This is a genomic window from Stenotrophomonas sp. STEN033, from assembly GCF_056856655.1.
On sequence record NZ_JBXFWM010000023.1, the window covers coordinates 23087 to 37061 of the forward strand.

General features: G+C 62.0%; 12 protein-coding genes. 3 read left to right on the forward strand and 9 right to left on the reverse strand.

Translation table 11 applies throughout. The annotated features are described in order from the left end of the window. Positions 1-192: 192 nt before the first annotated feature. The 3 genes from cls to AC1VXC_RS10045 all read left to right on the forward strand — a co-directional run bounded on the left by cls (position 193) and on the right by AC1VXC_RS10045 (position 2896). Entirely contained in the window at positions 193-1653 is a 1461-nt protein-coding gene (gene cls, locus AC1VXC_RS10035) for a cardiolipin synthase (protein WP_313495530.1), read from the forward strand. A 164-nt stretch (positions 1654-1817) separates the two neighbouring features. Then, positions 1818-2132 (forward strand): hypothetical protein, encoded by a 315-nt coding sequence (locus AC1VXC_RS10040; RefSeq protein ID WP_313495532.1) that lies wholly within the window; start codon positions 1818-1820, stop codon positions 2130-2132. Then, entirely contained in the window at positions 2129-2896 is a 768-nt protein-coding gene (locus AC1VXC_RS10045) for a pyridoxine 5'-phosphate synthase (protein WP_313173740.1), read from the forward strand. Before AC1VXC_RS10040 ends, AC1VXC_RS10045 begins: the two co-directional genes overlap by 4 nt. A gap of 1181 nt (positions 2897-4077) precedes the next feature. Here AC1VXC_RS10045 and AC1VXC_RS10050 read toward each other — a convergent pair. The 9 genes from AC1VXC_RS10050 to recF form a co-directional block, all read right to left on the reverse strand. Further along, entirely contained in the window at positions 4078-4488 is a 411-nt protein-coding gene (locus AC1VXC_RS10050) for an ExbD/TolR family protein (protein ID WP_282268368.1), read from the reverse strand. Positions 4489-4491: 3 nt separating this feature from the next. Further along, positions 4492-4917 carry an ExbD/TolR family protein gene (locus AC1VXC_RS10055; protein WP_282268370.1) on the reverse strand — a complete coding sequence of 142 codons (426 nt, stop codon included), beginning with the start codon at positions 4915-4917 and terminating at the stop codon, positions 4492-4494. Positions 4918-4964: 47 nt separating this feature from the next. After that, positions 4965-5708, reverse strand: coding sequence for a TonB-system energizer ExbB (gene exbB, locus AC1VXC_RS10060; RefSeq protein ID WP_313173739.1), 744 nt, complete (start codon positions 5706-5708; stop codon positions 4965-4967). An 86-nt stretch (positions 5709-5794) separates the two neighbouring features. Further along, the gene (locus AC1VXC_RS10065) at positions 5795-6466 is read right to left on the reverse strand and encodes an energy transducer TonB (RefSeq protein ID WP_481528197.1); all 672 of its coding nucleotides are present in this window, start codon (positions 6464-6466) and stop codon (positions 5795-5797) included. A 146-nt stretch (positions 6467-6612) separates the two neighbouring features. Beyond that, the gene (locus AC1VXC_RS10070; protein WP_313173737.1) at positions 6613-7797 is read right to left on the reverse strand and encodes a heme biosynthesis protein HemY; all 1185 of its coding nucleotides are present in this window, start codon (positions 7795-7797) and stop codon (positions 6613-6615) included. A gap of 131 nt (positions 7798-7928) precedes the next feature. Next, positions 7929-8735 carry a M48 family metallopeptidase gene (locus AC1VXC_RS10075; protein ID WP_481538432.1) on the reverse strand — a complete coding sequence of 269 codons (807 nt, stop codon included), beginning with the start codon at positions 8733-8735 and terminating at the stop codon, positions 7929-7931. Between the two features lie 70 nt (positions 8736-8805). After that, entirely contained in the window at positions 8806-9639 is an 834-nt protein-coding gene (locus AC1VXC_RS10080; protein WP_313173735.1) for a CPBP family intramembrane glutamic endopeptidase, read from the reverse strand. Positions 9640-9710: 71 nt separating this feature from the next. Continuing rightward, positions 9711-12170 (reverse strand): DNA topoisomerase (ATP-hydrolyzing) subunit B, encoded by a 2460-nt coding sequence (gene gyrB, locus AC1VXC_RS10085; protein ID WP_313173734.1) that lies wholly within the window; start codon positions 12168-12170, stop codon positions 9711-9713. 109 nt (positions 12171-12279) lie between these two features. After that, entirely contained in the window at positions 12280-13380 is a 1101-nt protein-coding gene (gene recF / locus AC1VXC_RS10090; protein ID WP_481538433.1) for a DNA replication/repair protein RecF, read from the reverse strand. Between the last annotated feature and the right edge of the window lie 595 nt (positions 13381-13975).

The following is a 13975-nucleotide window of genomic DNA, read 5'->3' on the forward strand; positions in this document are numbered from 1 at the left end:
ACAAGTTGGAACCCGCTTTTTGTGGGAGCGGCGTACGCCGCGAAGCTGAAAATCCCACCGCGCAAAGTGCATACCCGATTCCATGGCCGCCGAGCGCTTTCGGCGCTGGATCCAGCAGTGGTTTCGCGGCTGACGCCGCTCCTACAAAAACAGGCGGCCCCTGCCGTCATTGGCCATGGCTAGAATCGACGGATGCGCGAAGCCCTCCAAGACCTGTGGACAAGTCTGTCCAGCATTCCCCACGTCGCCCAGATCCTGGCCGTCGCCTATGTCACCTATCTATTGGTGCTGGCCTGCTACATCGTGCTGCAGAAGCGCGAGCCGGTCGCCACCCTGAGCTGGATCCTGTCCCTGGCCGCGCTGCCGTACATCGGCCTGTTCGTGTTCTACCTGTTCGGCCCGCAGAAGATCGTGCGCCAGCGCCTGCGCCGCGGCCGCTCGCGCGAGGGCATGAGCACCTATGACGCGGTATGCCCGCCCGATGCCAGCTGTACCGAACTGGCGCGGGTGGGGCAGGCCACCACCGGGCTGTCGCCGAGCACCGCAACGGATGTCGATTGGCTGCTGGATGGTGCGGCGACCTATGCCGCCATCATCGACGCCATTGGCAAGGCGCAGCGCCACGTCAACCTGGAGTACTACATCTTCGAGCCCGACCACGCCGGCACCGCCATGCGCGATGCGCTGGTGGAACGTGCCCGCGCCGGCATCAAGGTGCGCCTGCTGCTGGACGCGGTAGGTTCGTCGAAGGTCCGCAAAGCCTTCCTGCGGCCCTTGCTGGATGCCGGTGCGGAGATGGCCTGGTTCCACCCACGCCAGCTGCTCAAGCCGCTGAAGCGACCTTGGTTGAACATGCGCACCCACCGCAAGCTGGTGGTGGTGGATGGCAACGTCGCCTTTACCGGCGGCATCAACGTCACCGATGAGGAAGACGACAGCCGCAATCCCAATGCCTACCGCGACCTGCATATGCGCATTCGCGGACAAGTTGTGCACAGCCTGCAGCTGGTGTTCCTGGAAGACTGGATCTACGCCACCGGTCAGGGCGCCGAGTTGTTCGAGCGCGTCGACCTGTTCCCGGCCGACGTGCCGACCCGTGCACAGGGCAGCATCGACGCGCAGGTGCTGGTGTCCGGCCCTGATTCCGCATGGGAGCCGATCCATCGCCTGCATGTGGCGGCCATCCAGGAGGCAAAGCATCGTGTCTGGCTGGTGACGCCCTACTTCGTTCCCGGCGAGGCCGCACGGATGGCGCTGACCTCGGCCGCACTCGGCGGCCTGGATGTACGGCTGATGGTGCCCAAGCAGAGCGACTCCAGGTTCGTGACGCTGGCTGCACGTTCCTACTTCGACGAGCTGCTGGAAGCCGGCGTGCGCATCTTCGAGTACGGCCCGCGCATGCTGCACAGCAAGGCCTTCATCGCCGACGACGATACCTGCATCGTCGGCACCGCCAACTTCGACCATCGCAGCTTCCGGCTCAATTTCGAGCTGTCGATGATGTATACCGACCGCAAGCTCACCGGCGAGCTGGAAGCCATCCTGCAGGCGGAGTTCGACAGCGCCGGGGAGGTACAGCCCATCCGCGACCGCTCGTTGTGGCGCAAGCGTCTGCCGGAAGCCTTTGCCCGCCTGGCCTCGCCCCTGCTCTAGGCGCGGCCGGCTGGAAATCCGTGCCTGCGGGAGTTGCCGGCGGCGTGGCCGTCTCGCCTGGTCGGAACCGCCATTTGACCGGTACAGCCGCCAGGCGCGAATACCTGCATGGAATCGGCGCTGCCAGCGCCGTTACACTGCACACCTCTGTCGGGGAGATCGTCATGTACTGGTTGTTCCTACTACTCGCACTTGGGGCGTTTTTTCTGGCCTTTTCCACCACGCATGCCTGGCTGTTGGTGCTGGCGCTGCTGGCCGCCTTGCTGTTTCTGCTGGCGTGGGCAAAAGGACTGTATGTGGCCCGCTTTGGCAGCGTGAACACGGTGCCGCGCCCGCTGCACGCCGCCGAGCTGCAGGCCCTGCGTGCGCAGTTGCAGCCCGCCGCCAGCCCTGACCCAACAGCGACGCCCGCGCCGACCGTGCAGGCAACTGCAACGCCTTCGGCCAGTTCCGGCGACCGCGAGCTGCCGCAGCCATGACCGTGCTCAGCGTCAACGTCAACAAGATCGCGGTGCTGCGCAATTCGCGCGGCGGCAACGATCCGGATGTAGTGCGTGCGGCAATGACCTGCCTGCGCGCCGGCGCGCACGGTATCACCGTGCATCCGCGCCCGGACCAGCGCCACATCCGTGCAGCTGACGTGCTGACGCTGTCTGCGCTTACCCAGCAGCATGGCGTTGAATTCAACATCGAGGGCAACCCGTTTGCGCCACCGCGTGATGGCTACCCGGGCTTGCTCGAATTGTGCGAACAGACCCGTCCGGCGCAGGCGACACTGGTGCCGGATGGCGACGGCCAGCTGACCTCCGACCACGGCTTCGATTTCGCCCGTGACGGTGAACGCCTGCGCCCGCTGATTGCAACGCTGAAGTCGTATGGCTGCAGGGTGAGCCTGTTCGTCGATGCAGACAATCCGGATATCGCCCAGGCCGCCGTACTGGGCGCCGATCGCGTCGAGTTGTACACAGGCCCCTATGCCGAAGCGTATGCGGCGGGTGATCCGTGGCAGGCACTGGCGCAGTTCGCCGATGCAGCCCGTCGCGCGCAGGCTGCAGGGCTGGGCGTCAATGCGGGCCATGATCTGTCGCAGGCCAACCTGGCCGCGTTCCTGTCCCACGTTCCCAACGTGCTGGAGGTCTCCATCGGCCACGCCTTGATCAGTGAAGCGCTCTATACCGGCCTGGAAGCGAGCGTGACAGGCTATCTTGCAGCCATTGCCGAAGCCGAAAGCCTGAGCCGCTGATCGCCGGTGGCGGGGCAGGGCCAGGGTCGCGGCGGTTGAGCATGCGCCGCCGCAAACCGTTGCTCTGGCCTATGGATGGGCGTGTAGCCCACAGAACGTTCCCGCGCGGCACAACGGGATGAAATTGCATCCACACACTTATCCACATACGTTTCCACAGCGTTTGGTAGGGATATTGCTGAACCGCTAAGCGTTGTGGATAAAGCGTTTGAGCGCTCCCTGCATGCAGCAGCACTCGGTGAGGCGCCCCCTGCTAGTGCTTCGTTGGGAGGCTTATCCACAGGCAGAAACCCGCAGAACGAGCTTCTTGGGGAGCCGATCCCGGTAGTCCCCGCTGGTGGGAGAACGCCAGTGGATCGTTGGATGTCACGCTGCTCGCAAACGGCTGATACCTGCCCTGACAGATCCGGGCCGGTAAAGTGCGACTCCGAAAAGTCGCCAAATAACCCTCAATTTGGCGCTATTTCGGCGATTTACTGAAATATCGGCTACTTCAACGGTCAAGGTCTTGCAGTTGCAAATGGCCAGTCGCGGCGCCTCCCCGTCCTGAGCGCGGGCCGCCCCTGCAACATGGCGATACGCCGGCACCGTCCTGGATTGCCGCAAAACATCCATAGCAGCCTGGCTTATCCACAAGCTGTAATCGCTGTCGCAAGGGCGAGGGTATGAGTGATGCGCGTCCATTGTTCTTGCAGAAGCACCCACACGCTGCGAGGGCACTGCACGCTTGCCGATCACAAGATCGGGCGACTTCCACGTGGATCATGGCAATGTAATCCACAGGCGGGGCAGGGTGATCCACCGCTTTGTTGGGATAACTGAGCGCTGATCTATCCACAGAGGGATGTGGACAAGCGTGCGCGCTGCGCAGGCAACTTATCCACATGCCGGGATCGATCAGGAAAGGGCGCTGATCTCTCGCCGCGATGCCCGGCAGATCGCGGCGACCAGTGTGCCGCAGGGCATACGGCAGGCGGTTGTGCCGCTCCAGAAAGGCAGCCGCGCATGCGCCGCCGTTCCGACAAGAGGGTAAGGCGCCTGGTCGCTTTCATTGAAGCGCTGCGCGCAGCAGGAGCATTGGCGCAGCGCATGCAGCAACGCCCAACAGAGAGGCCAAAAAAAACGCCCTCCAAAAGGAGGGCGTTTTCCAGTCGCGTCATGACTTGGTGTTGCAATGTTGCTTACTGCACGAAGCCAATCTTCTTCATCTGAGCGTTCTTCGCCTGGGCCAGGATCTTGGCCATGACGTCGTACTCCGAATCCGGGCTTGCTTCGATGCGAAGTTCCGGCTGGTTGGTCGGATCCTTCTGTACTTCTTCTTCCATCTTCTGCTGCAGGTCGCCCACGTTCACCGGACTGTTGTTCCAGTAAACCTGGTTGCTGGCGTCGACACGCAGGTCGATCGGCGGCGGCGGCTCACGCAGCTGCGGCGGCGGGTTGATCACACGCTGCGGCAGATCCACGGCGATCGGATACGTCATGATCGGCGCGGTAACGATGAAGATGATCAGCAGAACCAGCATCACGTCCACGAGGGGCGTGACGTTGATGTCGGCCATTGGGCCCCTGTTTCCACCACTACTGAATGCCATGGCTTATTGCCCCTTTTCTTTGGTGGCAACGAAACCGACGTCCAGCATGCCCTGGCCCTGCGCGATCTTGGTGACCTCGTTGATCACCTTCATCTTGGTGGTCTTGTCACCACGCAGGTTCAGCGGCGGCTGCGGCGTCTGCTGGGCAGCAGTCGCGAAACGCGACTCCAAGGTCTCCTTCGAGACCTCTTCGTCGTTCCAGTAGAGCTTGCCGTCTTCCTTGACCGCCACCGTAATCGGATTTTTGCGATCAGGCGCATCTTCCGGATTCTGGATCAGGTTGGCTTCCGGCAACTCCACCTTGACCTTGTGGGACATCAGGGGAGCCGTGATGATGAAGATGATCAGCAGCACCAACATCACGTCCACGAGGGGAGTGACGTTGATGTCGGCCATCGGGCCGCTGCTGTTACCACTACTGAAAGCCATAACGGGCTCCGTCTATATCGTTGCGAAGACTTACTCGACGTGCCGGATTAGCGAACGCGCGAACCGGTGGCGAAGAAGTCGTGCAGATCGTGAGCGAAGGTGTCGAACTTGCTGACAGTCGCGCTGTTGATCTTGCTGAAGAAGTTGAAGGCGAACACGGCCGGGATAGCCACGAACAGACCGATGGCGGTCATGATCAGTGCTTCACCCACCGGGCCGGCAACGGCGTCGATCGAGGCCGAACCGGTTGCACCGATCTTGATCAGCGCGCCGTAGATGCCCCACACGGTACCCAGCAGACCCACGAACGGAGCGGTTGCACCGACGGTGGCCAGCAGGATCATGCCGCCCTGCAGCTTGTTGGATTCGCGGGTCACGGCCTGACGCAGGGCGCGGTCAACGAATTCCGAACGGCTCAGGGTTTCCGAAGCACCAGCCTGCTGGTGGTGGGCAGCAGCCTGGGCTGCGTCCAGAGCGATCTTGGAGAACGGCTCCGAAGCCGGCTGTTCTTCCATGGCGCGGATGGCGTCCTGTGCGTTCGAGGCATCCCAGAACTGCGACGGCACGCGATCAGCAGCCGACTTCAGGCGAGCGGTGCGGAAGATGTTGATGACGGTCCAGTACCAGGACATGGCCGACATGATCACCAGGGTCAGCAACACCACCCAGGAAACGGCGAAATCGCCCGGCTTGGTGGTCATTTCGTGGATCAGATGCTCGAAGCCCATCTGCGAGAGAGCGTTGTTTGCGTTGCCCCCGGCAGCAGCGGCGATGAAAATTTCCTGCAGCATGACGCTTACCTTTGTTGTGTGTGGTGTTAAAGGGTGTAGCTAATGTTGACCTGACCTGGTGGCGGCTATCGAAGCCGCCCCCTGGATCAGCTCAGCGCAAAGTTGACCGGGACGCGTACGCGACCAGCTGCCTTCGATCCACCGCTCTGGGCGGGGTTGAACTTCCACTTGCGCGCCGCTTCCATTGCAGCTCGGTCGAGGTCGCGGTTGCGGCTGGACTTCTCGACAGACACATTGGTGACGTTGCCGCTGGCATCGACATCAATGATCAGGATGACCTCGCCCTGGATACCGGCACGGAATGCAGCCGGCGGGTAACGCGGCGGGTTCATGGCCTTGGACGAGATGTCCACGCTGGCCTGGATATCAACCGGCGGTGACGGCGGGGCAGGCGGAGCCGGCGGCGTAACCACGTCGTTCGGACGCGGTTCCGGCACGTCGATCACCGGTGCTTCCGGTGGCGGCGGCAGCGGCGACTGCTTCGGCGGAGCCAGATTCTTGACCGGCGGCGGCGGGGTGTCCTGCGGCGGCGGCGGCGGCGGCGGCGGCGGTGGCGGCGGCGGAGCGTCGACCAACGTCACCATGACGTTGCGTTCCTTCTCCGCAGCTGCCTTGGGGGCAACGGCCGGAATCAGGAGCATCATCAGGGCTGCGAGATGCAGTGCGATTACAAATGCGATACCCGCGATACGGGGCCAGCTCAGGCCCGTTTCTTTCTGGGTGTCATACCTGTGGTGGAAGACCAGTTGTTCCGTCATGCGCCAAGAACTCTTTAGTGGGGTCGGGGTGGTGGTGTGAAGCCACCCCTGATTCAGCGGTGCATGACACCGCAGGAACCTCCAAGCTTATACCAATCCTGACCAGCTGCGCATCTAAAATGCAGCTGTTCAGGCGTTATTCCTGCTTACTTCAGGTTGATGATTTTGTTTGCATCAGCCGGGTTTTTGATGCCCTTGGCCAGTGCGTCACGCGCGGCCTGCTTGGCTTCGGGAATACGACCTTCCGAATGCAAAACCCGGGCCAGATTCAGGTACGTTTCACCGTCCTTGGACAGCGGGGCCGCGTTCCTCCAGGCTTCGATCGCCTGCGGCACCTGCTCGGTGTAGTAGTACGACTGCGCCAGCGCCAGATAGGTCTGGTAGTCCGGCTTGAGGATGCCCTTGGAGATACCCTCGTTGATCACCGCAATGACGTCCCGTTCCTTGTTGTCGGTGTTGGCGTAGATCGAATACAACTGCTTGTATTCGCGCTCTTCGGTGAGCTGTCCAGCCGCGCGCAGCTTGTCCATCACTGCGGCAGCCTTGTCCATCTGGTCGGCCTGCATGTACATGCTGGCCAGATTGAGCTGGGCCTTCTTGTCGGCCGGATTCTTCGCCGCCAGTGCCTCGGCTTCCTTCACCGCTTCACCGGTCTGGCCGGCTTCGGAGTAGGCGGCCATCAGCAGCTGGTTCCAGTTGTCCTTCGGCTCGGGCGAGGCAGCGATGGCCGCCTTCAGCACCGGGATCGCCTCGGCGTACTTTTCACTCTGGTACAGCGCCTGGCCCTTGATGATCAGTTCTTCGGGCTTGTTCGACTTGGACTCGGCGAAGTACTTGTCCAGGTTGGCCAGGCCTTCAGCCAGCTGGTCGTCCTGCAACTGCAGCTGGGCCAGCATCAACATCGCCTGGAAGTGGCCATTGTTGTCCAGCTGGTTCAGCGCGATCGCCTGCTGCAGGTACTGCTTGGCAGCGGCGTTGTCGTCAAGGTTGTAGGCACCCTGCGAGGCCAGCTGGTTGGCGACGGCCTTGTCGTAATCATTGGCATCGGGCGAGGCGAGGATTTCATCAGCCAGCGTACGGGTCTCGGCGTACTCGCTCTTGTTGTACGCGGCAAACAGCTTGTTGAGCTTGCTGGCCATCTTCGAGGAAGCCTTGCCCTTGGGTTCGACACGGGTGGCTTCCGGGAACAGGACTTCCGCCTTTGCGCTGTCCCTGTTGCCACGACGCTCCGAGGAACGCGACTGTGCCGCAGCGTCAGCGATGACGACACCGCCCAATGCAGTGGCGATCAGGATGGAGAGCACGGCGTGCTTTTGGCTGCGGAAGATCATGTTTCACCTCGAAGGGGCCGCCGTGGCGGTAGAAATTCAAACTGTCGGAACGAAACCGAGCACACAAACGTATCAGAAATTATTTGACGGAGAAATCACTTCCGATTGTGTACTGCACAAAAACCCTACCCTCAGCCGCAGCGTGGGACTACACCAGAGCGCCTCGCCTGCTGATATACAGGTTCAAGCGCAGGGGTATCGCGTTGCAACTCACGGATGCGGTTGGCCGGGTCCGGGTGGGTGGAAAGCCACTGCGGGGTGCGATTTCCGCTGGCAGCCATCATGTTCTGCCATAGATTCACCGCTTGTGAGGGGTCAAACCCGGCCTGTGCCATCAGGCGTTGCCCCACCACGTCGGCCTCACTTTCCTGGGTCCGTGAACCGGGCAGCAGGATCAGGCCCTGGGCACCCATGCCACCGAATTGATTGACCGCGCTGGCGGCGGTATCGCCGTAGGCGGCACCAGCCAACGCTCCCAGGATGCCCAGCCCGAGCTGGGTGCCCTGCTGCCGGGTGAGGCGTTCTTCGTGGTGGCGCGAGATCACATGGCCGATCTCGTGGCCAATGACCGCTGCCAGCTGATCCTGGTTCCTGGCGACGGTGAAGATGCCGGTGTTCACGCCCACCTTGCCGCCGGGCAGGGCGAACGCGTTCGGTTCCTTCTCGACGAATACCGCGGTTTCCCACCGTACGCCATGGTATTGCTGCGGCAACTGCGCAACCAATGCATTCACCACGCATTGCACGTAGGCGTTCTGCTTGGCATCGCGGTTGAGGGTCTGCTTGGCCTTGGTTTCAGCAAAGGCCTGGGCACCGAGTTGATCGAGCTGTTGCTGCGAAACACCGCCAACGACCTGGCGCCGCCCGGTGGGAGAGGTTGTGGTTGCGCACGCGCTGAGCAGCAGCGCGGTAATTACGGCTAGTCCGATGGCTTTCATCAGGGATCCCCTCGTTCACATCTGCAGTGTGCGAGTGTCTTGCTTAATTTTTCGTCAACCGGTGCCGGCGTTATTGCGTGCCCAGCAGGACCATGGCGGCAAGGGCAATCGCGTTGTTCACCGCGTGCGCGACCACCGGCGCCCACAAGGTCCCGGTCTTGCGATACACCCAGGCAAACGCTGCCCCCATGCCGCCGTAGATCAACCACAGCTGCAGCATCGCCGGGAAGCTGTTGGGGCTGGTGCCGGGGATTTCATGCACCAGGGCGAAAGCGGCGCTGCTGAGCACGATACCCAGCAGGGGCCGCCCGGCCGCCCACAGGCGCCCAAACAGCACGCGCCGGAACAGCAATTCTTCATAGGCCGGCGCCAGCAGTACCGCAAAGGCAATCAGGAACAGCGGGTATTGCGCCCATGCCTGCTGCATCAACAGCAGGTTGGTGGGCACCGGCTCCACCCCCATCTGCTTGGCGGCCCAACCAATACCACTGCTGCCAAGAAATACCCCGGCAGCGACCAGCGCGGTCCAGCCCCAGGTCGAGGCACGACGTACTGCCTGATGCGATTGCGCACGTTCTGCCGGGCTGGCACGGCGACGCAGGAAGTACAGCAGCAGCGCAGCACCGCCGGTGGAAAACAGCGCGATCAGCATCTGCGCCAAGGCACCTGGCGTGCCCAGCGAGTTGGCCAACGCCGCCGCCCCCTGGGTGTTTCCCTCACGCGCAGCCTGCATTCCGACCTCGAAACCGCGGCCCAGGCCCCAGGCCAGTCCGCCCAGCACGCTGAGGAACAGCAAGGTGGCGATGCCGATCAGCAGGTCCAGGCTGAAACCGAGCAGCGGCGATCCGTTGGTGGGCGTCGGCGAGGAGGACGGGGAGAGCGGCACGTCGGGGAGGGTGGACATCGCGGACCTGGGAGTAGCGCGGAAAAAAGGTGGGCGCCGTTGTCGGCGCCCACGCGGATTGCTGCTCTGGATCAGATATCCAGATTCGTGACCTTCAAGGCATTGCTCTCGATGAAATCACGGCGTGGTTCCACCACGTCGCCCATCAAGGTGCTGAAGATCTGGTCGGCTTCCACCGCGTCTTCGATGCGGACCTGCAACAGACGGCGGGTATCCGGGTTCACGGTGGTATCCCACAGCTGTTCCGGGTTCATCTCACCCAAGCCCTTGAAGCGCTGGATCTGGCGACCCTTCTTGGCCTCTTCCATCAACCAGGCCTGGGCCTGGGCGAAGCCGGTGATCTCGGAGGACTTGTTGCCGCGGTTGATGGTGGCACCTTCGCGCACCAAGCCATGCAGCAACTGCGAGGCCACATGCAGCTGGCGCAGTTCGCCGGACTCAAAGGCAGCCAGCGGCAATACCTGGGTGTGTTCCTCGCCCATGTGACGACGGGTCACCAGCACGGCGGCCGGGCGGTGCTCGTTCGGCTCCTGCAGCACCAAGGTGAAACGCGGCGTCCCCAGGCTGCCCTGGTTCAGACGCTTGGCCAGGGCCTCCAGTCCTTCACCTTCCGGTGCGGAGCGCAGATGCTCCAGGTCCATCGGAGTGAAATCGACCAGCGCCTCGAGCAGGCTGCGATCGTAGCGATGCGCGTTGCGGGCAATGGTTTCCTGCGCCGCTGCATACGTCATCAGCAGCTTCTCCAGCGCCACGCCTTCGATCGGGGGCTCGCCGGCAGCCGGAATCAACGCCGCGTTTTCCACTGCGTTGTTGGCCAGGTAGGCGTCCAGCGCCGGGTCGTCCTTCAGGTACAACTCGGTCTTGCCCTGCTTGATCTTGTACAGCGGCGGCAGGCCGATATACACGTAGCCACGCTCGATCAGCTCCGGCATCTGCCGGTAGAAGAACGTCAACAGCAGCGTACGGATGTGCGCACCGTCGACGTCGGCGTCGGTCATGATGATGATCTTGTGGTAACGCAGCTTGTCCGGGTTGTACTCGTCACGGCCGATGCCGGTGCCCAGCGCGGTGATCAACGTACCGACCTGGTCGGAGGACAGCATGCGGTCGAAACGCGCACGTTCCACGTTGAGGATCTTGCCGCGCAGCGGCAGCACCGCCTGGTTCTTGCGGTTGCGGCCCTGCTTGGCCGAGCCACCTGCCGAGTCACCCTCGACGATGAACAGTTCGGACAGCGCGGGATCCTTTTCCTGGCAGTCGGCCAGCTTGCCCGGCAGGCCGGCGATATCCAGCGCGCCCTTGCGGCGGGTCAGGTCACGTGCCTTGCGTGCGGCTTCGCGCGCACGGGCGGCATCGACGATCTTGCCGGCAATGGCCTTGGCTTCGTTCGGGTTTTCCTGCAGGAACTCTTCAAGCTTTGCGCCGAAGGTGCTTTCCACCGCCGGCTTGACGTCCGAGCTGACCAGCTTTTCCTTGGTCTGGCTGGAGAAGCTGGGGTCAGGCACCTTCACCGACAGCACCGCGATCATGCCTTCGCGCATGTCGTCGCCGGTCAGGCTGATCTTGGCCTGCTTGGCGACGCCGTTCTGCTCGATGTAGTTGTTGAGCGTACGGGTCAGCGCGGCACGGAAACCGGCCAGGTGGGTACCGCCGTCCTTCTGCGGAATATTGTTGGTGAAGCAGTACATCGTTTCCTGGTAGGAATCGGTCCACTGCAGCGCGGCCTCGACCACGATGCCGTTGGTTTCGCCGGTCACCGCGATCACGTTCGGATGTAGTGGGGTCTTCACCTGCGCCAGGTGCTCGACGAAGCTTTTGATGCCGCCTTCGTAGTGGTAGTCGTCGCGACGGCCTTCGCCGCGCTCATCCACCAGGGTGATGTTGACGCCGGAGTTCAGGAACGAAAGTTCGCGCAGACGGCGCGCCAGGATTTCGTAATGGAACTCGACGTTGCCGTGGAACGCCTTCACCGACGGCCAGAACCGCAGCACCGTACCGCGGCGGTCACTGGTTTCCAGTTTGTTCAACGGGGTCAATGCAGCACCGTCGCTGTATTCCTGCTGGTAGTGGAAACCACCCTGGTAGATATCCAGCATCAGCTTCTGCGACAAGGCATTGACCACGCTGACGCCGACGCCGTGCAGGCCGCCGGAAACCTTGTAGCTGTTGTCGTCGAACTTGCCGCCGGCGTGCAGGACGGTCATCACCACTTCGGCAGCGGAGACTTCGCGGTCGAGCTTCTGGCTCATCTGCGCATGCTTGCCGACCGGGATACCGCGGCCGTTATCGGCCACCGATACCGAACCGTCGGCATGGATGGTGACCAGCACATTGTCGGCGTGACCGGCGAGGGCTTCGTCGATGGAGTTGTCGACAACCTCGAACACCATGTGGTGCAGGCCAGTGCCGTCATGGACGTCGCCGATGTACATACCGGGACGCTTGCGAACAGCCTCCAAGCCTTCCAATGCGGTGATGCTGTTGGCGTCGTAATTGCCGTTGTTGACCGGGGTGTTCTGTTCTTCGCTCATTGCGCTTGCCGTAGGCTCCGCAGGTCATGCGCCGTTCCGGGGAACGGGCATGAGAGATAGGGGATGACGTTCCGATTATACCTGCCGGGGGAATTTCCGCCCTGAAGGCTCAACTTGCGGCCTTGACGGTGCCATGTTCCACGTGGAACACAGCCGCCGGCTGCAGTTCTGCTTCCAGTGCGGCCGGTGTTTCGGTTGCCGTGATGAAGATCTGCGCCGGTGTTGCAGCCAGGAATTGCAGAACGCGCTGCTGGTGATTGCGATCCAGCTCCGAGCCAAGGTCATCCAGGGCGATTACCGGCCATTCGCCGCGTTGACTGGCGTAATCGTCTGCCTGACCCAACAAACAGGCCAGGGCAGTGAGTTTGGCTTGCCCGCGCGATAGAGCATCTCGGCCAGGGATCTGCGTGAAACCAACGCTCCAGTCGGCCCGGTGTGGCCCCACCGAGGTATAGCCTGCACTACGGTCGCGCTCACGGGCCAGCAACAAAGCATCGCCCAGCGACATTTCGTGCCGGCGCCAGCCCGGCTGCAGTTCCAAGGCACTCAATTGCAGCCCAGGTGCAAGATCTGCAGCAATTGCGACCGCCCGCTCCTGCAGGCGTTCCAGATAGTGCTGGCGACGTGAGGTGAGGGGAGTTCCGGCTTCAGCCAGCTCCCAATCCCAGGCATCCAACTGTTTCCCGGGCGCGCCCATCTTCAACAGCGCATTGCGCTGCTTCAACGCCCGCGTGTAACGCCGCCACAGGGGAAGGAAGTCAGGTTCCACGTGGAACAATCCCCAATCGATGAAGCGTCGCCGGGGTTCGCTACCGCCACTGACCAACGCATGGCTGCCTGGTTCAAAGGTAACAACGGCCAACGCAGCGCATAGATTGCCCAGTTGAGCCACATCTTCGCCGTCCAGACGGCCCTTCCAGGCCTGCCCACTGTGTCGTAGGCCGGCACGCCGCGTAGAAACGCCCAATTCTGCGTCGCTACGCTCCTGCCATTCGACAAAAACGTCCAGATTCTCGGCGCCTTTCTGCACCAGACCATCGCGCACGCGGCCACGGAAGCTGCGGCCGTAGGCCATCAGGTGCAGGGCTTCGAGCACGCTGGTTTTTCCCGCGCCATTGGCGCCGGTGATCAGATTGATGCCGGGGCGGGGGGCCAGTTCCACTGAATCGAACCGACGCACGCGGTTCAAGGCAACACGGACGATATGCATTGACGCTCGAAAGAAAGCACGACGCCAGCACGGGAGCCGTGGCTGGCCATGCGCAGCTTAAAGCATCCGTCCGGTTTGAGCAGGCCAAGCCTGCGCGCTGCCATTCCCCCGATCCACACCACGTGGAACATCGCAAGATTTCTTCAAATCTGATCGATGGGCACGGCAGTACCGCTGCAGATTTCACGAAATCTCGCGCTTTCAGAGGCCGGTATAGGTCGGGGTACAAACCCTGTGTATAAGTTGGGCAATCTGTGGATAAATTTGGGCCTGAGAGCCCATCCAGGCCTTATCCACAGATATCCACAGGCTAGAAGCCCTGTTTTACAGGGGGTTTCGGCACCAATAACCTTTTCTAAAACAACAACTTAAACTAGTTTTACATAAAATCTGCTCCTACCATCACCACCAAGCTTTTGATTTATTCTCAGATTTAAAGCATAGAGCTGAGAAAACCGGCAACCAGGAAAGGCGAAAAGCCAGAGCTTTGAATCCTTCAATTCTGGTGCCTGAGATCCAGTCCTCCGCTTCAGATTTGAAGAAATCCGGGCCCGGCCCGATTTGAACTCCGAGCTCGCGCTGTCCTCTGTTCCAG

Coding starts and splice junctions, on each gene's coding strand:
- AC1VXC_RS10080 (WP_313173735.1), bottom strand. CDS start 9,639: ATGTCCACCCTCCCCGACGTGCCGCTCTCCCCGTCCTCCTCGCCGACG.
- AC1VXC_RS10065 (WP_481528197.1), bottom strand. CDS start 6,466: ATGACGGAACAACTGGTCTTCCACCACAGGTATGACACCCAGAAAGAA.
- AC1VXC_RS10055 (WP_282268370.1), bottom strand. CDS start 4,917: ATGGCTTTCAGTAGTGGTAACAGCAGCGGCCCGATGGCCGACATCAAC.
- AC1VXC_RS10050 (WP_282268368.1), bottom strand. CDS start 4,488: ATGGCATTCAGTAGTGGTGGAAACAGGGGCCCAATGGCCGACATCAAC.
- AC1VXC_RS10045 (WP_313173740.1), top strand. CDS start 2,129: ATGACCGTGCTCAGCGTCAACGTCAACAAGATCGCGGTGCTGCGCAAT.
- AC1VXC_RS10075 (WP_481538432.1), bottom strand. CDS start 8,735: ATGAAAGCCATCGGACTAGCCGTAATTACCGCGCTGCTGCTCAGCGCG.
- AC1VXC_RS10040 (WP_313495532.1), top strand. CDS start 1,818: ATGTACTGGTTGTTCCTACTACTCGCACTTGGGGCGTTTTTTCTGGCC.
- cls (WP_313495530.1), top strand. CDS start 193: ATGCGCGAAGCCCTCCAAGACCTGTGGACAAGTCTGTCCAGCATTCCC.
- recF (WP_481538433.1), bottom strand. CDS start 13,380: ATGCATATCGTCCGTGTTGCCTTGAACCGCGTGCGTCGGTTCGATTCA.
- gyrB (WP_313173734.1), bottom strand. CDS start 12,170: ATGAGCGAAGAACAGAACACCCCGGTCAACAACGGCAATTACGACGCC.
- AC1VXC_RS10070 (WP_313173737.1), bottom strand. CDS start 7,797: ATGATCTTCCGCAGCCAAAAGCACGCCGTGCTCTCCATCCTGATCGCC.
- exbB (WP_313173739.1), bottom strand. CDS start 5,708: ATGCTGCAGGAAATTTTCATCGCCGCTGCTGCCGGGGGCAACGCAAAC.